Consider the following 17,887-nt stretch of genomic DNA (forward strand, 5'->3'; position numbering starts at 1 on the left):
CCAGCAAAGAAAACGCCGCACGAAGGCGGCGTTCCCTTTCAAAATCAGGAGCTGTCATCGCTTACAGTTCAATGATTTCAAATATATTTCATATAGAAACCTTTTCCTGGAAAGCGCCAGCAGCTCTCATTTTTAAAGCATCATGCGCCTTCGATCGCAGCCTCCAGGCGCTGCGCACGGCGCTTGAGCACGCGCGGCACGATCAGCACGGCCAGCACGATGACGATCAGCGCCAGCGACATGGGCCGCTGCCAGAAGATGCTCCAGCTGCCCTCGCCGATCGCCACCGCATTGCGCATCTGCGCCTCGGCCAGCGGGCCGAGGATCATGCCGACCACCACCGGCGCGGTCGGGAAGTCGAAGCGCCGCATCACCACGCCCAGCACGCCGATGGCCAGCAGCAGGAACAGATCGAACGTGCTCTGGCGCATGCCGTAGGCGCCCACGGTGGCGAAGATCAAAATGCCCGCGTACAGCTGCGGCTTGGGTATCTTTAGCAACTTGACCCACATGCCCACCATGGGCAGGTTCAGCACCAGCAGCATGATGTTGCCGATGTACAGCGACGCGATCAGCGCCCACACCAGCGCGGCCGAGGTGGTGAACAGCTGCGGGCCGGGGTTGATGCCATAGTTCTGGAACGCGCCCAGCAGCACCGCGGTGGTGTTGCTGGTGGGAATGCCCAGCGTCAGCAGCGGGATCAGCGCGGCGGTCACCGTGGCGTTGTTGGCGGCCTCGGGGCCGGCCACGCCTTCGATGGCGCCGGTGGTGCCGAACTCGGCCTTGTCCGCGCCCTTGGCCAGCTTCTTCTCGGTGGCATAGCTCAGGAAGGTGGGGATCTCGGTGCCGCCGGCCGGAATGCAGCCGAAGGGCGTGCCGATCACCGTGCCGCGTATCCACGCGGGCACCGAGCGCTTCCAGTCGCGGGCGGTCATGTGCACGCGGCCCATGCGGTTTTGCGTGTCGCGCGTCTTGCCTTCGTAGAGCGCAAAGTACAGCACCTCGGCCACCGCGAACAGGCCCACGGCCACGAGCACGATGTCGATGCCGTCGAGCAGCTCGGGCTTGCCCGCGGTATAGCGCGCCGTGCCGGTGATCTGGTCCATGCCCACGCAGCCCAGCGCCAGGCCGATGAACAGCGCGGTCATGCCGCGCAGGCTGCTCTTGCCCAGCACCGCGCTCACGGTGGTGAAGGCCAGCACCATGAGCATGAAGTACTCGGGCGGCCCGAGCTTGACCGCGAAGTCCGCCACATAGGGCGCGAACAGCGTCACCACCACGGTGGCGATGGTGCCGGCCACGAAGGAGCCGATGGCCGAGGTGGCGAGCGCCGCGCCGGCGCGGCCGCTCTTGGCCATCTTGTTGCCCTCCATGGCGGTCACCATGCTCGCCGTCTCGCCCGGCGTGTTCAGCAGGATCGAGGTGGTCGAGCCACCGTACATGGCGCCGTAGTAGATGCCGGCAAAGAAGATCATCGAGGCGGTGACTTCCACCTTGGCGGTAATCGGCAGCAGCATGGCCACCGCCACCGCGGGGCCGATGCCCGGCAGCACGCCCACGGCGGTGCCAAGCGCGCAGCCCACCAGCGCCCACAGCAGATTGACCGGCGTGGCCGCGGTGATGAAGCCCTGGATCAGTGCGTTGAAGATATCCATCACAGCCACCCCGTTTCCGTCAGCCCCGGCAGGTTGATCGCCAGGAATTGCGTGAAGGCCCAGAACACCGGCGCGGAGATCAAGGCGCCGGTGAGCACGTCCTTGCCAATGGTCTTGAAGCTGCCCACCTCGGACTGGCCCGTGGCGCGGCGCAGGCCCTGCGTAGCCAGCGCATAGCACAGGGTGCAGCTCAGGATGAAGCCCAGCGTGGTGATCAGCGCCGCGTTCATCAGCAGGCCGGCGCACACCCAGGCGAGCGCGCCCCAGTCGCCGTGCTGGGCGCCGTCGGGCGCATCGAGATGGCGAAAGCCGCCGCTCAGCGCCTCCCAGCACAGCCAGACGCCGCACAGGCCGAGCACGCTGGCGGCGAGCCAGGGCAGGAAGTCGGGGCCCACGCCGCTGTAGCCCGCCTGCGACGGGATGTGCAGCGCACCCCACGACAGCAGGCCGGCGGTGACGAGCACCGCAATGCCCACAAGCAGTTGCATCGAGGTGCGCGGCTGGTGCGCATGCTCGAAGTCAGGCGCAGCATCGGGCAGCGGCGAGGATACCGCAGCGCCCAAGGAGGAGGAAGGTAGTTCGGACATATGGCCTCAGGTATTTCTCTGTGGTCAAAAAAAGCCGCCTGCGCTTATGGCTAAAGCGCAAGCAGCTCTGCATTCAGGAGCAATCCGCATGCCGCAGGCGGCATGCGGGGGCCGGTCAGCCCTGCACCATGCCGGCGCGGGTCATGGTGTCGCGCAGGCTGGCGAACTCGGCGGTCACGAACTTGCTGAAGTCGTCGCCGGCCAGCCAGGCGGGCGTCCAATCGTTCTTCTTCACCGACTCGGCCCAGCTCTTGGTCTTCATGGCCTTGTCGATCATGTCGATCAGGTTCTTGCGCTGCTCGGCGCTGATGCCAGGCGCGCCGTACACGCCGCGCCAGTTGCCGATCTCCACGTCGATGCCCTGCTCCTTCAGCGTGGGCACGTCCACGCCGTCCAGGCGCTTGGCCGAGGTCACCGCGATCGGGCGCATCTTCTTGGCGGCGATGTATTCGGCGAACTCGCTGAAGCCGCTGCCGCCCACCGTCACATTGCCGCCCAGGATGGCGGCAATCGCCTCGCCGCCCCCGCGGAAGGCCACATAGTTGATCTTGGACGGATCCACGCCCACCGCCTTGGCGATCATGGCGGCGGCGATGTGCTCGGTCGAGCCGCGCGAGCCGCCGCCCCACTTGATGCTGCCCGGGTCTTTCTTGAGCTGGGCGATCACCTCGGCCATGCTCTTGTAGGGCGAGTTGGCCGGCAGCACGAACACGTTGTACTCGCTGGTCAGGCGCGCCAGCGGCGTGGCCTGGTTCAGATCCACCGGCGGCTTGCCGGTGATGATGCCGCCGAGCATCACCGCGCCCATCACCATCATGGCGTTGCCGTCGCCCTTGCTGCCGTTGACGAACTGCGCCAGGCCGATGGCGCCGGCCGCGCCGCCCTTGTTGTCGTAGGTCACCGAGCCGGCCACGCCGGCCTCCTGCAGTGCCTTGCCCAGGGCGCGGCCGGTGGTGTCCCAGCCGCCGCCGGGGTTGGCGGGCAGCAGCATCTTCAGGTTGGCGGCCGCACGCGCCGCCAGCGGCAGCGCGCCCACGGCGGCCATGGCCGCCAGCGATTTCAGGAATTGGTCACGACGCATGGCTGTCTCCTCGTTGAATGGTTTTCCGACAGCCGTGATCATCGGAGTCCAAGCTGTCATCTGGCTGTCACCCGGGGCCTCAATTCCTAGGGAAAACGCGCAACCCGATGGTTCAATGCTAAGGTTCGCGCATGCAATTGCTTTTGATCGAGGACGATGCCGCGATGCAGGCCACGCTGCAGCGCACCTTGTCGCGGCGCGGCATCCATGTGACCGCGGTGGGCGACGGCGCGCTCGCGCTGAATGCCTGGCAGGCCGCCAGGCCCGATGCGGTGGTGCTGGACCTGTCGCTGCCGGGCATGGACGGGCTGGAGGTGCTGGCCTCGGCCCGCGGCCGGGGTTGGGTCACACCGGTGCTGATCCTCACCGCGCGCGGCACTGTGGGCGACCGCGTGCTCGGGCTCAATACCGGCGCCGATGACTACCTGGCCAAGCCCTTCGACCTGGACGAGCTGGAGGCGCGGCTGCGCGCCCTGGTGCGCCGCGCCAAGCCCGACGATGCCGCCCTGCGCCCCGAGCAGGACGCCCTCGGCGCGGGCGGCGTGCGCTACGACAAGGCGGCCGGCGCCTTCTACCTGGGCAGCGAGCTGCTGGAGCTGTCGCCGCGCGAGGTGGCCCTGCTCAAGGCCTTGATGCAGCAGCTCGGCCAGGCCGTCACCAAGGAGCGGCTGTTTGCCGCGGTGTTCGCCGGCGAGGCCGAGGTGCAGCTCGAAGCCGTCGAGGTCGTGGCCTACCGCCTGCGCAAGAAACTGGCCGCCACCGGGCTGCAGCTGATGACCCTGCGCGGGCTGGGCTACCTGCTCAAGGTGGGCTGAAGCTACCATCCGCCTGCACCCGTGTCCGCCCCCGCCCTGCCCCTGCTGCGCACGCGCTCCATCCGCCGCGACCTGCTGTGGGGCATTTTGCTGCCCGTGGTGGTCTTCGTGCTCTACAACACCACCAGCCTGTACCGGCAATCGCTCGACGCGCTCAACACCGCCTATGACCGCAGCCTGCTGGCGTCGGCCAAGGTCATCAGCGAGCAGCTCGATGTGCAGGGCTACGACGATCTGGCCATCGTCAGCTCCACCGTGCCGTACTCGGCGCTGGAGGCCTTCGAGGCCGACAACCAGACGCGCATGTTCTACCGCGTCTCCACGCTGCAGGGCGAGATGATCTCGGGCTTTGCCGAGCTGCCCGCCTGGAAGGGCAGCATCCCGCAGCGCCCCGCCTATGCGGCGCTGGTGGACTTCTACGACACCCGCTTTCGCGGCATGCCGGTGCGCGTGGCCGCGCTGCTGCAGCCAGTAGCCAGCGCCAGCGGGCGTGGCATGGCGGTGATCCAGGTAGCCGAGACACTGGAGCAGCGCGAATCGCTGGCCCGCCAGATCCTGATCGCCACGCTCATCAAGCAAGGCCTACTGTTCGCCTGCATCGCCATCGTGGTGCTGGCCGTGGTGCGCCGCTCCACGCAGCCGGTGCTGCAGCTCAGCCGCCAGCTCACCGAGCGCTCGGGCGACGACCTGTCGGCGCTGCGCATTCCCGCAGACACGCCGCGCGAAATCCGCCCGCTGGCCGATGCCACCAACCAGGTGATGGCGCGGCTCGCGCACCTGCTGCGCCACCAGAAACGCTTTGTGCGCGACGCCTCGCACCAGCTGCGCACGCCGCTGGCCGTGCTCAAGACCCAGGTGCAGTCGGCACAGCGCGGCGACCTGCCCGCGCCCGAGGCGCTGGCCGAGATCGCCGCCACCGTCGAGCGCGCCACGCAGTTGGCCAACCAGATGCTGTCGCTCGCCAAGATCGAGCAGATGCGCCAAGAAGCGCCACCGCAGGACGAAGACCTGACCGAGATCCTGCGCGGCATGGTGATCGAGCTGTCGCCGCTGATCGCCGACAAGAACCTGCAGTTCGCGCTGGATGCGCAGCCGCTGCGCGTGCGCGCCCACCACTGGATGCTGCGCGAGCTGCTGCGCAACCTGCTGCACAACGCCATCCAGCATTCGCCGCCCGAGGCGCCGCTCGAAGTCAGCCTGCACACCACGCCGCGCCACATGGCCAACGGGCAGGTGCGGCTGTGCATCCGCGACCATGGCCCGGGCCTGAGCCCGGAGATGCAGGCCCGACTGTTCCAGCCCTTTGCCACCGCCAGCGGCGGCAGGCCCGGCGGCACCGGCCTGGGCCTGGCCATCTGCCACGAAATCGCGCAGGCCTGCGGCGCCACCATCCAGCTGCAAAACCGCAGCGAGCAAGGCCAGACCGTGGGGCTGGACACGGTGGTGGTATTTCCGCCAGCCGCCCCCATGTAGCATCAGTCACCGTTTTTCATCGACCCCATGACGGCACACGAAACCCCTGCCCTCACCACCTCCATGCGCCTGGACAAATGGCTGTGGTGCGCGCGCTTCTACAAGACGCGGGCCCTCGCCGTCGAGGAAATCGGCAAGGGCCGCGTCACGGTGAACGCCCAGGCGGCCAAGGCCGCCAAGGAGATCCGCGCCGGCGACACCATCGCGCTGCGCCAGGGCAGCGTGGCGCGCACCGTCGTCGTGCGCCAGCTCTCCAACTACCGTGGTCCCGCGCCGGTGGCCCAGCAGCTGTACGAGGAAAGCGCCGACAGCATCGCCGCGCGCCAGCAAGCCGCCGAGCAGCGCCGCCTCGCGCCCGAGCCGGCCGACACCATCGCCGCCGGCCGCCCCACCAAGCGCGACCGCCGCGACATGGACCGCGCCACCCGCTGGAACAACCGCTGGAGCGCCTCGCACGAGGAGTGATGCCGTCGCCAGGGCCTGGACGCTAGGCGTGCGGCTCTACCTCAAGAATGAAGCCCTTGCCGAACACATTGCGCACCGGCAAGGCCATGCCGGTGGACAGCTGCGTCTTGCGCCGCAGGCGGGTGAGCAGCGACTCGACGCGGTGGAAGGCATCCTTGTCGTGCTGGCACGCCATGGCGCGCAACAGATCGGCCTTGCCCACCAGCTCGCCGCGGGCCGCGAACAGGGCCTGCAGCAGCGACAGCTCGTTGTAGGTTAGCGGCACCGCCTGCTGATTGGGTGCCAGCAAGCGCGCCGAGCGCTGCTCTATCCGCCACGAGGCCGCGCCCCCTTTTTCGCCCTGCGCCGGCCCGCTTTCCCCCTCGCCTGGATGGGTATAGCGCAGGATGGCGCGCACGCCCGCGGCCAGCTCGCGCAGATCCACCGATCTGGCATGGCACTGCAGCGCCCCGGCCTCCAGCCCCGCAATGCGGCCCTGCAGATCGCCCCGGGGCATGAGCAGGACAGTCGGCACCCCTTGCGCCGCCAGGCGCCGCACCAGAGCCCGGCCATGGGCATCGGCACGGGCCCCATCCGCAATCACCAGGTCCGCCTTGCTGTGCAGCAGGCTGACATAGAAATCCTCCGCGCACGGCGCTCCCCAGGCCTGCAAACCGGCTTGCTGCAAAATGCCGCATATCGCGGCGCGAAGGCCGTCATCGGCACCGATGACGGCAACGGTGGATTGCGGCAGAGCGGACAGGGCTTGCATGAAAAATCTATACGAAGAAAATATTTATCGCAGTCAATCTTTCGATTATAGGAATACCGCACTGCAAGAGCGCATTCCGCATATTTCTTGAACATGGCCTGGCGCAACTACCCCCGAACAGTTGGGGGATGAAAGGCAGATGGCCTGGCCATGCGTGGCCTGCGGCGTCGAGGCCTCACCTCTCGCCCTGCACCTTGGAGTCCTCCTTCTTGGCATCCTCCATGGCCTCGGGCTCCAGCCTTTCGGCGGCGGTGTTGCAGCGAATGAACGCGCCCCAGCCCGCGAGCAAGACCCCGACCGCCACGATCAGGGCCGATGCATTGAGTATCAAGCCATGGTCTTCGGCGGCCTTGAAGGTGGTGATCAGGGCTTCGACGGCGAGCGCCACGACCAGCACCACCAGGAACCGCGAGAGAAAACGGCGCACGCGCGTGGGGCCGCTGATATGCGTGTCACGCACCACCTCTTCCTCCAGGATGGTCTGCGCGATCTGCAGCGCCACCACGCTGGCCGCCAGCACGCCCAGCGCCTCGACCAGCTTGAACATCTCGTCCTGGCCAAGCCCATTGTGCAAGGCGGTCCAACCCTTCCCCCCGGCGATCCACAGCAGGCCGATGGCGCAGAGGGTGAACATTCCCGCCATAACGCAATGTATGGCCATGAATACGGCATGCGCGAATTTCATAGGGCAATGGGTAGCGAACGGCTGGCAAGAAGCGATGCAGATGCAGCCGTATTGTTCGGCCCGCAGCGCGCGCCTCTTGTAGGAGAGCGGCTGCTGCATCTGGAAGCATTCGCACAGAGGTCGGCTGCCCGGCAGCGCCGCAGACGGCACAGGCATTCTCCGATGCGCCGGCCCACGCGCGGCACGCCAATCTGGGAGTTCAGGCAGCTTCGCGCAGCGCATTCAGCGCAGCATCAGCGCCATCAACACCTCATTGACATATGCCGAGTCGACCTTCAGCGCTCGCGGCTCCACCCCGTAAGCCTTGAAGCCGTGCTTTTCGTAGAGGCGGATCGCTGGCAAGTTGCTCTCCACCACCGACAGCATGATCTGCTCCACGCACTCGCGGCCGCAGTCGATGGCCGCCCCCAGCAGGGCATCAGCGGCGCCTCTACCCCGCATTTCGGGCTGGACAAAAACACTGGACAGGTGCGCCTTGTGGGCATCCTTGGGGCCGTCTTCTTGCGTCAAGACCGCCAGGCCCGCAAGCACCCCACCCTGGTATGCGCCGAACACCGATGAATACTCGAGGCGCTCCACAAATGCCTCCATGCCCTTCTTGACCTCGCGTTCATAGACGGAGCCGAACATTTCGGGAGATTTCCTCAGTGCGGCGAGCCTTATCTCACGGAATGCCACGGCATCGCCCACGGTCAAGCGCCGAATGATCACGTTGGCCACAGTACCTCCAAAGCAAGCCACTATAGCCCCATGCCGTGCAATGAGGCTGCTCGAAGAATGCATCTGTCAGCTCCGGTGCATCGTCCGGATCAACCCACTCTGTGGGCGTAGCGTGCTTGTTCGCGCTCATTGGCCTTCCTCATGCTGATAATGCGGCGGGCCTCGCCGCGCGGTGTCCACACCATGACAACCATCCGCTCATCGAGTTGCCCCACGGTGATGCAGCGCGGCTCGCTGTCGTCCTCTCGCAAGTCCTCCGCCGTGAAATGCCTGCCTGCAAACACATCGGCAGCGCGGGCAAAGTCCAAACCTCGCTCGGTCAACGCCTTTTGCCGCTTGGCTTCATGACGGCGAGCTTTTCGTCGATCAGCCGCTCCAGCTCTTTCAGGAAGGCCGGCTGCAATGTCTCCTGCATCAGTACATGGTCTTCATGGGCAGAACCAAACGCGGCCCTGGTGGCTGACTCAATGAACGATGCCTGCATCGGTGCTCGCGCGCAAGCCCAAGGAAAAAGTGGCGCAGATTGAGAGGGCCGCAAGCCCGGCAAGAAGGAGGCACAGGAGCTCAAGGATGAAATCAAGCTTGATCTGCTGCCCATGGCCTTCACCAAACAGGGCGGCACGTGGGTATGGATCGATCCCCAGGCGCTTCTGGGGCACACGACCGAAGCCATGAAATTTCCTTGGCATACATGACGGCATACATGCGCATGACACTGCCCTATGCCGCAGAGGGGTGTAGAGCATGATGAGCGCCATGGCTTGGCGCATCCAAGGCAGTCTTCGAGCATGTGCAACTCTGGCTTGCTCGGCCCTTCGGCTTTTTCGAGAATCCGGCAACCCGGGCGATGGCATAGCGGATTGGCTGGACGGGAAATTGCAGCCTTTATTGTGCAACCATTGCACAGTGCAATAGTTGCACATATAATAGAATCCATGCCGACACTCGCACGACTCACGCAAAGCACCATCGACATGTACGCTGGTGACCACCTGCCTCCGCACTTCCATGTGCGCATGAACGATGGCCGCGAAGCCCTGGTGGTGATTGCCAGCCTGGAAGTGTTGCGCGGCGCGATCCCCTCGCGTGAGCTGGCGGAGCCCATGAACTGGGCGCGTGCAAACGTCGAGTTGTTGGACCTCAAATGGAAGGAACTGAACCCATGAGCAAGGCATTCACTCTGGTGGCCGTCAAGGCCAAGGCTGGCCACGTGCTGCACCTCGAATTCGAAGACGGTGCGGAGTTCGATGTGGACCTGTCAGCCATCATCAAGAGGTACCCGACATTGGCGGCCCTGGCCGATCCAGCCGTGTTCAAGCGCGCCAAGCTGGGCGCCTGGGGAGGCACGGTGACATGGGGTACCAATGAACTGGAAATGGCCGCCGACAACCTGCGCGCCCGCGCTGTCGAACAGGCCGGTGGGTTCTCGCATGAGGATCTGCTGCAACTGATGCACCGGCACAAACTCACCCAGCAGCAGGCTGCCGACGTGCTAGGCCTGTCGCGGCGCATGCTGGGGTACTACCTGAGCGGCGAGAAGGTGGTACCTCGTACCGTGGCCCTGGCCTGCATCGGCTGGACGCACGCGGAGCACGATGAACGATTCCAGCTCGCCGCATAGCATCCGGCACCACCGCCGCGGGTAGGCCACCGCCGCCACCGACCACCTAAGGCCCGCCCAGAGCGGGCTTTGTCACGTTCGGCCGCCGGCCAGCAGTGCCAGGCCACATGCCCGCAATGGGCAGACCGATTGGCGGCATGGGCAGGGGCATTGCGCGCGCGCCTGCGCGGCGCTGACCAGCTGCAGGGACACGCAAGAGGGGTGGTAACCCGCCAGGAATCACCCGAAGCCCCCTCCACGCCCCCGCCGCGCGCAGTCGAGAAGCCACCCGCCGCCGTGCTGACACATGCGTAGCTGCAAGGCAGCCACCGGGAGCGCCTGCTACGCATTGATGCCGTGATGTTTCTCACCGGCTTGGGCCGCAGCGTGATCTATGGGTGCATGGCTGCCAGTGATTTTCCCAGCGCAGTGCGTGTGCATGGCAGGTGCGCCCGACAAAGTGGACGGCGAGCAAAGCATTCAAGGCGGGAGCCAGGGCCGCTGGCTATGGACACGCCCGCCTGCACGACTTGCGGCACAGCACGGCAAGCGAGATGATCAATGCAGGAGTTGATCTCTATACAGTAGGCGGAGTGTTGGGGCATAAGTCCGCGATCAGCACCAAGCGGTACAGTCATCTAGCCACGAAGCCACTCAAAAGCGCCGTTGCGTTGGTTGGCAAAAAAGCCCGCATACCACCAAAAAAGAAAGCCGCTTAAAAGCGGCTAACTTATTGAATTACATGGTGGGTCCTGCGAGATTCGAACTCGCGACCAACGGATTAAAAGTCCGCTGCTCTACCGGCTGAGCTAAAGACCCGTGTCTTTCATTGCGGCTTCATCAGCCCAAAATCCTGACAGCCTGAGATTATAACTTGGTTTTCGGCGCCTTCTGTTCTGCCGCCAATCTTTCGAAGACCAGGCTGGCGGCGCACATGCCGAAGGTGGCGGTGACCGCGACCGAGGAGCCGTAGCCGTGGCAGTTGAGCGAGCCATCGCCCACGGCATCGCTTGCGCCGTCCACGGCGCACGAGGCGTCGGGCCCGCGCACGGCTTCCTTGCTGAAGACGCAGGTGATCTTCATCTTCTTGCCATCCTTGGGCGCGCCGTAGTCCTTGCGCATGCGGTAGCGCATTTGCGCGAGCAAGGGGTCGTGCGTTGCCGTGGCCAGGTCGTCCGTCTGCACCAAGTGGGCCAGGCGCTTGCCGCCCGCGGCGCCCACATGCACCGCAAACACCGCGGCCCGGCGCGCCCAGGCCGCCATCGCGGCCTTGGCCCTGACCTGGTCGCAGGCGTCGATGAAGGCATCGACGCCGGCCAGCAGTTCGGCGCAGTTGTCGGCGGTGACGAAGTCCTCGACCACGTCCACGCGGCAGTGGGGGTTGATCTGCGCGATGCGCGCGCGCATCGCATCGACCTTGGCCATGCCCACGGTGCCGGTCAGGGCCTGGATCTGGCGGTTGATGTTGGATTCGGCGACGTTGTCCAGGTCGATGAGGCGCAGCCGCGCAACGCCGCTGCGCGCCAGCGCCTCGGCGGCCCATGAGCCAACGCCGCCGATGCCGACCACGGCCACGCTGGCACGGGTGATGCGCTGCGCCGGCTCCATGCCGTACAGGCGCTGCAGGCCGCCAAAGCGCCGCTGCAGGTCGATGGCGCCGCCCTCGGCGGGCTCGATCGGCTGCTGCATTACTTGAGCTTGGACAGGCGTTCCTTGGCGGCGTTGGCCGCTTCGGTCTCGGGGTAGGCCTTGACCAGGTCTTCGAGGGTCTTGCGGGCCGCCTTGGTGTCTTTCAGCTCGATCTGACAGTTGGCGATGGACAGCGCCGAATCGGGCGCGCGCAGGTGCTTGGGCGCGGTCGCCAGGATCTGCTTGAAGTTGTCGATGGCCGACTTGTAGTCGCGATTCGCGTACTGGGCATTGCCCAGCCAAAAGCGCGCCGACGGCAGGTACCCGCTTTGCGGGTAGCGCTGCACGAAGGTGCTGAAGGCCTGGGCCGCATCGGTGAACTTGCCGGCGCGGAAGATGTTCAGCGCAGCCTCGAAATCGCTCTTCTCCGCGGGCTCGGCCTTGAACTCCTGGCCATCGATGGTGACGCTGGCGGGCTCGAACTGGCGCAGCCGGTCGTCCATGCCCTTGGCCAGGTCCTTCTGGCCGCGCTGCAGTTCGGCCACCTGCCGCCGCAGGGCCTCGTTCTCGCCGCGCAGCGTGGCCACGTCGTTGCGCAGCGCGTCGAGCTGGGACTGGAAGTCCAGCAGGCTGCGGCGCACCTGCGAGGTGTCTTCGCCATTGCGCGAATTGCTCTGGGTCAACTGGTCCACGCGCTGGCGCAATTCGATGATGGCGTGGCGTGCATCCGTGTCTTCGAACAATGCGGCGTGGGATACCCCGCTGCACAGCACCAGGGCTGCGAGCGCGACGGAACGGGGAATGCGGCGGGCGAGGCTCATCGGCGGTATCAGCGGTAGTTCAGCTCAACACGGCGGTTCTGCGCGTAGGCGTCTTCGGATGCGCCCTGGACCGCGGGCTTTTCCTTGCCGAAGCTCACCGCCTCCATCTGGCTGTCCTGCACGCCCAGCACGCCCAGCGCGCGGCGCACGGCCTCGGCACGCTTTTGACCCAGGGCCAGGTTGTATTCGCTGCCGCCGCGCTCGTCGGTATTGCCTTCGAGCATGACCTTGCGCGACGGGTTGGCCTTCAAGAAGCGGGCATGGGCATCCAGCGTGGACTGGTCTTCGGGCTTGACGGTGTAGCTGTCGAAGCCGAAGTAGATGATGCGCGCGGCGCCGACCGGGCCCTGGCCGTTGGCGGCGCTGTTGTTCAGGTCCACGCCCGAGACACCGCTCTGGCCTGCGGCGCCGGATCCCGCACCGTTGTTGGTGGTGGAAGTGGCACCCTTGTCCTCCACGGGGGCCTTGTCCAGCGACGGTGCGGAACTGCAGCCGGCCAGCACGGCAGCGACGAGCACTGCCAAAGAAGCTTTTTTCAACGACAACATACGACTCTCCAAAAAATCCTCGAACAAAAACAGATCAACAGATCGCTTGATGCGACAAACCAACCAATGCAAGTCAGGGCTGATACGGGCCCCAGTCGGGCTCCCGGATGTCGCCATTCTGTCCAGCCAGCCGCGCCTTGATCTTGCCGTCGAGCGTGGTGGTCATCAGGGCATCACGGCCGCCCTGGCGCGTGGCATACACGATGAGCTTGCTGTTGGGCGCAAAGCTGGGGCTTTCGTCGGCGGCGGTGTCGGTCACCGATGCCACCGTGCCCGAGGCCAGGTCCATGACCTGCAGCTTATAGGCACCGCCAATGCGCGAGATGTAGGCCAGCGTCTTGCCATCCGGGCTGATGGCCGGGGAGATGTTGTAGGAGCCGCTGAAGGTCACGCGCTCGGCGCTGCCGCCGCTCGCGCCGATGCGGTAGATCTGCGGCGCGCCGCCGCGGTCGCTGACGAAGTAGATGTAGCGCCCGTCCCGCGAATAGGTCGGCTCGGTGTCGATGCCGCTGCTTTGCGTGAGGCGGCGCGGCTCGCCGCCGTTGGGGCTGATGGTGTAGAGCTGCGAGCCGCCGTCGCGGCTGAGCGTCACCGCCAGCGAGCGGCCGTCGGGCGACCAGGCGGGCGCGCTGTTGGAGCCACGGAAGTTGGCCACCAGGCGCCGCCGGCCCGAGGATACCTCGTGCACGTAGACCACCGGCTTGCGCGATTCGAACGACACGTAGGCGAGCTGCGTGCCCGACGGCGACCAGGCCGGCGAGATGATGGGCTCGGGGCTGGAGAGGGCCGACTGGGCGTTCTCGCCGTCCGAATCGGCCACCCACAGCGTGTAGCGCGAGCCGCTCTTGGTCACGTAGGCGATGCGGGTGGAGAACACGCCCTTCTCGCCAGTGAGCTTTTCATAGATGTAGTCGGCAATCTTGTGGGCCACCAGGCGCAGGTCGGCCTGCGGCACCTGGTAGCTTTGCCCGCCCAGGTCCTGGCCCTGCACCACGTCCCACAGGCGAAAGCGCACGTCGAAGCGGCCGTCCGCGGTGCGGCTGACGCTGCCGGCGGCCAGGGCTTCGGCGGCTTTCTGCTTCCAGGTGGACAGGTCGGGCCGCGAGGATTCGTCGAGCTGCTCGCCGCTGGCGTCTACGCTGCGAAACAGGCCGCTGCGCTCCAGGTCGGCCAGCACGATGGCCGAGATGCGCTGTGGCGACTGGGCTTCGCCCCGGAAGGGTGCGACCGCGATGGGTGTCTGCTTGACGCCAATGCCGCTGATCTCCACCTTGAACTGCGCCAGCGCGGGCAGCGCGGGGGCCGCGAGGGCGGCACCGAGAATAAGGCGGCGGTGCAATGGAGGCAAAACCGAGGAGAGCGAAACCAAGGGAAAGCGATTAGTAGTCATTGCCGGCCATCATATATGCGATGCGCATCATGTACGTAGGAGAATCACAACTTCGCAAATCTTGCATCAGCAAGCATCTCCCCGGGGAGTGCAGGCTCCATGCACCCCCGTTTGCGTAAGCTCTGTTACGTGGTGCGCAATTTTTCCATACGCCGGAACCGGTTCCAGGCGATTGGCGCGCATTCTAGAATCTCCGACCCATGTCCACAATAGAAAAACCATCTTCCGCTCAGGCATCCAGCCCCCCCGACGCCGCCGCCAAGGTGAATGAGCTTTCGCTGCGCCAGCGCCTGTCGCGGCTGGCGCCCTACTTCGGCTACCAGCGCTGGACCTGGGTGCTGGCGGTGCTGGCCACCGTGGTGGTCGCGGCGACCGAGCCGGCGATTCCCGCGCTGCTCAAGCCCCTGCTGGACAAGGGCTTCACCAGCGGCACGCTGGCGCTGTGGATGGTGCCGGTGACGATTGTTGGCGTTTTCCTGGTGCGCGGCATCGGCCAGTTCGTGAACCAGTATGCGCTGGCGCGCATCGCCAATGACGGGATGATGCGGCTGCGCGAGAACCTGTTCTCGCGCGTGCTCAATGCCGACCTGGGGCTGTTCTCGCGCCAGTCGGCGAGCATCCTGTCCAACACCGTGGTCTACGAGGTGCAGAACGGCTCCACGCTGCTGGTGCAGGCGCTGCTGAGCCTGTCGCGCGACGGCTTCACCGTGGTGGCCTTGCTGATGTACCTGCTCTACCTCAACTGGCAGCTGACGCTGATCGTGGCCGTGCTGCTGCCGGGCGTGTCGTGGATCATGAAGACGCTGTCGCGGCGCCTGTACCACATCACCAAGAGCAGCCAGCAGGCCACCGACGAGCTGGCCTATGTGGTCGAGGAGAACGTGCTCGCCCACCGCATGGTGCGCCTGCACGCGGCCGAGCAAGGCCAGGTGGCGCGCTTCGTCGCGCTGAGCAAGCGGCTGCGCCAGCTGGCGATCAAGGCCACGATCGCCTCGGCGGCGATGACGCCGCTCACCCAGCTGCTGGCCGCGGTGGCGCTGTCGGTGGTGATCTGCATCGCGCTGTGGCAAAGCCGCAGCACCGGTATCAGTGCCAAGGACGTGACGGTGGGCGGCTTCGTGGCTTTCATCTCGGCGATGCTGATGCTGATCGCCCCGATCCGCCGCCTGGCCGATGTGGCCAACCCCATCACCCGCGGCGTGGCGGCGCTGGAGCGCGGCCTGGGCCTGCTCGGCGAGGTGCCGGCCGAGACCGGCGGCAGCTTCAAGCCGGCGCAGGTGCGCGGCGCGATCGAGCTGCGCGACCTGAGCGTGGCCTATGGCCGGGACGGCAGCGAGAAGGCGCCGGCGCTGCAGCACCTGTCGCTCAGCATCCGCCCCGGCGAGGTGGTGGCGCTGGTGGGCCCGTCCGGCGCGGGCAAGACCACGCTGGTCAACGTGCTGCCGCGCTTCGTCGCGCCTACCGGCGGTTCGGTGGCCGTGGACGGCGTGGCCATCGAGCAATGGGATCTGCCCACGCTGCGCAGCCAGTTCGCGCTGGTGAGCCAGGATGTGGTGATGTTCAACGACACGGTGGCGGCCAACGTGGCGCTGGGCGCCGAGGTGGATGCCGCCAGGCTGCGGGCCTGCCTGGCCGCGGCCAACCTGCAGGGCTTCGTCGACAGCCTGCCGCAGGGGATCGACACGCTGGTCGGGCACAATGCCTCGCAGCTGTCGGGCGGGCAGCGCCAGCGCCTGGCGATCGCGCGCGCGCTGTACAAGGATGCGCCCATCCTGATCCTCGACGAGGCCACCTCGGCGCTCGACACCGAATCGGAGCGCCTGGTGCAGGACGCCCTCTCGCGCCTGATGAAGGACCGCACCACGCTGGTGATCGCGCACCGCCTGTCCACCATCGAGCATGCCGACCGCGTGGTGGTGATGGAGCGCGGCAGCATCGTCGAGCAGGGCACGCATGCCGAGTTGCTGGCGCTGGGCGGCCTGTATGCGCGGCTGCAAAGCCGGCCCAGCTGAGCATCAAAAACAATAGCTTTTTACGCTTTATACACGGGGATTTCAGGTATAAAATACCTGAAAACCTTACCCATCAAGCGCCAGCAGCTATCCTTTTTACCACTGGCTGCGTACGCGTGGCGCCTGCGGCGCCTTCTTGCGCTGCGCCTGCTCCAGCCAGCGCACCACTTCCTGGCGGTCCACGCGCAGCGCGAAGTCCTTGGCGGTGAGGCCCTGCTGGTTCTTCAGCGCCGGGTCGGCCCCCTCGTCCAGCAGCAGCTGCACCGCGCTGCGCGTGCCGTACTGGGCCGCCATCATCAGCGGCGTGGTGCCGTTGGGCGACTCGGCGTCGATATAGGCGCTGTGCTGCAGCAGCAGCGCCACCATCTTCAGGTCGGAGCCGTCCTCGCTGGGCACCGAGACCGCGTAGTGCAGCGGCGTCCAGCCGGTCTTGTTCACATCGGCGTCGCGCTCGATCAGCTGCTGCGCAAGGCCGAGCTGGCCCTTGATCGCGGCCATCATCAGCGGCGTCTCGCCCTTGCTGTTGGCGCGGTTCACATCGGTCTGCGGCAGTGCTATCAGGCCTTGCGCGGCGCGGTAGGATTCCTGCTTGAACGCCTGGGTGAGCCCGGTCTCGCCGCGCTGGTTGGTGGTGTTGGGATCGAACCCCATCCCCACCAGCGCGCGGATGCCGGGGGCATCGTCGCGGATGATGTAGGTGAAGAAGGCCTCATGCGAGCCCCCCGAGCCACCCAAGCCACCCGAAGGGGCCGCACAGCCGGCGAGCAGCGCCGCGCCTGCGCCCAACACGGCCAGCGCCGCCCCTGCCACGAAGCGGCGTCTTTGCATCCAAGGTTTCATGCCAGCACTCCCGGAAACAGGCGGTCGAAATTCGTGCTCGTGGCCTCGGCCACGCGCTCCAGCGGCAGGCCGCGCAGCTGGGCGATCTGCTGCGCCACATAGGGCACGTACGAAGGGTTGTTGGTCTTGCCGCGGTACGGCACCGGCGCGAGATAGGGGCTGTCGGTCTCGATCAGCATGCGATCGAGCGGCACGAAGGCGGCCACCTCGCGCAGCTCCTGCGCGCTCTTGAAGGTGACGATGCCCGAGAACGAGATGTAGAAGCCCAGGTCCAGCGCGGCGCGCGCCACCTGCATGGTCTCGGTGAAGCAGTGGAACACGCCGCCGGCGCTGCCGGCCGCGCCGCTCTCGCCCTCCTCGCGCAGCAGGCGCAAGGTGTCGTCCGAGCTGCTGCGGGTGTGGATGATCAGCGGCTTGCCCACCTGCCGCGCGGCGCGGATGTGCACCCGAAAGCGCTCGCGCTGCCACTCCAGGTCGGCAATGCTGCGCCCGCCCTTGCGGTCCTCCATGCCGTAGTAGTCCAGCCCGGTCTCGCCGATGGCCACCACCCGGGGCAGGGCCGAGCAGGCCACCAGGTCGGCGACCGAGGGCTCGATCAGCCCCTCGGTATCGGGGTGCACGCCCACGCTGCACCAGAAGTTGTCGTAGCCGGTGGCCAGCGCATGCACCTGGGGAAACTCTTCCATCGTGGTGCTGATGCACAGCGCGCGCGTGACCTGCGCCGCCTGCATGGCCTCACGGATGGCCGGCAGCTGCGCGGCCAGCTCGGGAAAATTCAAATGGCAGTGGGAATCGGTGTACATGAAATCAAACGG

Annotated in this window: 21 protein-coding genes, 1 tRNA gene and 1 pseudogene; 8 read left to right on the forward strand and 15 right to left on the reverse strand. The window is 66.4% G+C overall.

Translation table 11 applies throughout. The features are described from left to right. Positions 1–140 precede the first annotated feature (140 nt). The 3 genes from ACODRX_RS09355 to ACODRX_RS09365 form a co-directional block, all read right to left on the reverse strand. A complete protein-coding gene (locus tag ACODRX_RS09355) occupies positions 141–1,655 on the reverse strand; it encodes a tripartite tricarboxylate transporter permease (RefSeq protein WP_488871154.1) in 1,515 nt (504 codons plus the stop codon). After that, a complete protein-coding gene (locus tag ACODRX_RS09360) occupies positions 1,655–2,242 on the reverse strand; it encodes a tripartite tricarboxylate transporter TctB family protein (RefSeq protein WP_488871155.1) in 588 nt (195 codons plus the stop codon). The genes ACODRX_RS09355 and ACODRX_RS09360 overlap by 1 nt, the downstream gene beginning before the upstream one ends. A 115-nt stretch (positions 2,243–2,357) precedes the next feature. After that, positions 2,358–3,323: a Bug family tripartite tricarboxylate transporter substrate binding protein gene (locus tag ACODRX_RS09365; RefSeq protein ID WP_488871156.1), complete on the reverse strand. Its 966-nt coding sequence runs from the start codon at positions 3,321–3,323 to the stop codon at positions 2,358–2,360. A gap of 131 nt (positions 3,324–3,454) precedes the next feature. Here ACODRX_RS09365 and ACODRX_RS09370 point away from each other — a divergent pair, with 131 nt between their 5' ends. The 3 genes from ACODRX_RS09370 to ACODRX_RS09380 are packed head-to-tail and all read left to right on the forward strand — an operon-like array spanning position 3,455 to position 6,076. Further along, positions 3,455–4,138, forward strand: a complete 684-nt coding sequence (locus ACODRX_RS09370; RefSeq protein ID WP_488871157.1) for a response regulator — start codon at positions 3,455–3,457, stop codon at positions 4,136–4,138. Positions 4,139–4,159: 21 nt separating this feature from the next. Further along, entirely contained in the window at positions 4,160–5,611 is a 1,452-nt protein-coding gene (locus ACODRX_RS09375) for a sensor histidine kinase (protein ID WP_488871158.1), read from the forward strand. Between the two features lie 27 nt (positions 5,612–5,638). Then, complete coding sequence (locus tag ACODRX_RS09380; protein WP_488871159.1) at positions 5,639–6,076, forward strand: RNA-binding S4 domain-containing protein; 438 nt, start codon at positions 5,639–5,641, stop codon at positions 6,074–6,076. Between the two features lie 22 nt (positions 6,077–6,098). Here ACODRX_RS09380 and ACODRX_RS09385 read toward each other — a convergent pair whose 3' ends face one another. The 5 genes from ACODRX_RS09385 to ACODRX_RS09405 form a co-directional block, all read right to left on the reverse strand. Continuing rightward, a complete protein-coding gene (locus ACODRX_RS09385; RefSeq protein ID WP_488871160.1) occupies positions 6,099–6,827 on the reverse strand; it encodes a response regulator transcription factor in 729 nt (242 codons plus the stop codon). 175 nt (positions 6,828–7,002) lie between these two features. After that, positions 7,003–7,512, reverse strand: a complete 510-nt coding sequence (locus ACODRX_RS09390; RefSeq protein WP_488871314.1) for a hypothetical protein — start codon at positions 7,510–7,512, stop codon at positions 7,003–7,005. Between the two features lie 222 nt (positions 7,513–7,734). After that, positions 7,735–8,232 carry a GNAT family N-acetyltransferase gene (locus ACODRX_RS09395; RefSeq protein WP_488871162.1) on the reverse strand — a complete coding sequence of 166 codons (498 nt, stop codon included), beginning with the start codon at positions 8,230–8,232 and terminating at the stop codon, positions 7,735–7,737. Between the two features lie 89 nt (positions 8,233–8,321). Next, positions 8,322–8,555 (reverse strand): BrnT family toxin, encoded by a 234-nt coding sequence (locus ACODRX_RS09400; protein ID WP_488871163.1) that lies wholly within the window; start codon positions 8,553–8,555, stop codon positions 8,322–8,324. Continuing rightward, complete coding sequence (locus tag ACODRX_RS09405) at positions 8,552–8,716, reverse strand: hypothetical protein (RefSeq protein ID WP_488871164.1); 165 nt, start codon at positions 8,714–8,716, stop codon at positions 8,552–8,554. The genes ACODRX_RS09400 and ACODRX_RS09405 overlap by 4 nt, the downstream gene beginning before the upstream one ends. Between ACODRX_RS09405 and rdgC the strand changes: the two are divergent. The 4 genes and pseudogenes from rdgC to ACODRX_RS09425 form a co-directional block, all read left to right on the forward strand. Beyond that, positions 8,707–8,879: pseudogene (gene rdgC / locus ACODRX_RS09410) on the forward strand (recombination-associated protein RdgC); the annotation flags it as partial. The gene ACODRX_RS09405 and the pseudogene rdgC overlap by 10 nt on opposite strands. 288 nt (positions 8,880–9,167) lie before the next feature. Then, positions 9,168–9,398, forward strand: a complete 231-nt coding sequence (locus ACODRX_RS09415; protein ID WP_488871166.1) for a DUF4160 domain-containing protein — start codon at positions 9,168–9,170, stop codon at positions 9,396–9,398. Further along, positions 9,395–9,853: a DUF2442 domain-containing protein gene (locus ACODRX_RS09420; protein WP_488871167.1), complete on the forward strand. Its 459-nt coding sequence runs from the start codon at positions 9,395–9,397 to the stop codon at positions 9,851–9,853. The genes ACODRX_RS09415 and ACODRX_RS09420 overlap by 4 nt, the downstream gene beginning before the upstream one ends. A gap of 425 nt (positions 9,854–10,278) precedes the next feature. Next, entirely contained in the window at positions 10,279–10,551 is a 273-nt protein-coding gene (locus ACODRX_RS09425) for a tyrosine-type recombinase/integrase (RefSeq protein WP_488871168.1), read from the forward strand. A gap of 24 nt (positions 10,552–10,575) precedes the next feature. Here ACODRX_RS09425 and ACODRX_RS09430 read toward each other — a convergent pair. From ACODRX_RS09430 to tolB, 5 genes are all read right to left on the reverse strand, one after another. After that, positions 10,576–10,651 (reverse strand) — tRNA-Lys (locus tag ACODRX_RS09430). Positions 10,652–10,699: 48 nt separating this feature from the next. Next, entirely contained in the window at positions 10,700–11,521 is an 822-nt protein-coding gene (locus tag ACODRX_RS09435) for a tRNA threonylcarbamoyladenosine dehydratase (protein WP_488871170.1), read from the reverse strand. Then, positions 11,521–12,282, reverse strand: a complete 762-nt coding sequence (gene ybgF, locus ACODRX_RS09440; RefSeq protein ID WP_488871171.1) for a tol-pal system protein YbgF — start codon at positions 12,280–12,282, stop codon at positions 11,521–11,523. Before ybgF ends, ACODRX_RS09435 begins: the two co-directional genes overlap by 1 nt. Before the next feature lie 8 nt (positions 12,283–12,290). Further along, positions 12,291–12,830 (reverse strand): peptidoglycan-associated lipoprotein Pal, encoded by a 540-nt coding sequence (gene pal / locus ACODRX_RS09445; protein WP_488871173.1) that lies wholly within the window; start codon positions 12,828–12,830, stop codon positions 12,291–12,293. A gap of 73 nt (positions 12,831–12,903) precedes the next feature. Continuing rightward, positions 12,904–14,220 (reverse strand): Tol-Pal system beta propeller repeat protein TolB, encoded by a 1,317-nt coding sequence (gene tolB, locus ACODRX_RS09450; protein ID WP_488871175.1) that lies wholly within the window; start codon positions 14,218–14,220, stop codon positions 12,904–12,906. 200 nt (positions 14,221–14,420) lie between these two features. Here tolB and msbA point away from each other — a divergent pair, with 200 nt between their 5' ends. Further along, positions 14,421–16,232, forward strand: a complete 1,812-nt coding sequence (msbA, locus tag ACODRX_RS09455; RefSeq protein WP_488871177.1) for a lipid A export permease/ATP-binding protein MsbA — start codon at positions 14,421–14,423, stop codon at positions 16,230–16,232. Positions 16,233–16,328: 96 nt separating this feature from the next. On the opposite strand, the gene ACODRX_RS09460 is transcribed toward msbA, so the two are convergent. After that, positions 16,329–17,060: an ankyrin repeat domain-containing protein gene (locus ACODRX_RS09460; RefSeq protein WP_488871179.1), complete on the reverse strand. Its 732-nt coding sequence runs from the start codon at positions 17,058–17,060 to the stop codon at positions 16,329–16,331. A gap of 8 nt (positions 17,061–17,068) precedes the next feature. Then, positions 17,069–17,875, reverse strand: coding sequence for a TatD family hydrolase (locus ACODRX_RS09465; protein ID WP_488871180.1), 807 nt, complete (start codon positions 17,873–17,875; stop codon positions 17,069–17,071). Positions 17,876–17,887 lie beyond the last annotated feature (12 nt).

Source organism: Comamonas sp. FG99 (assembly GCF_057808605.1).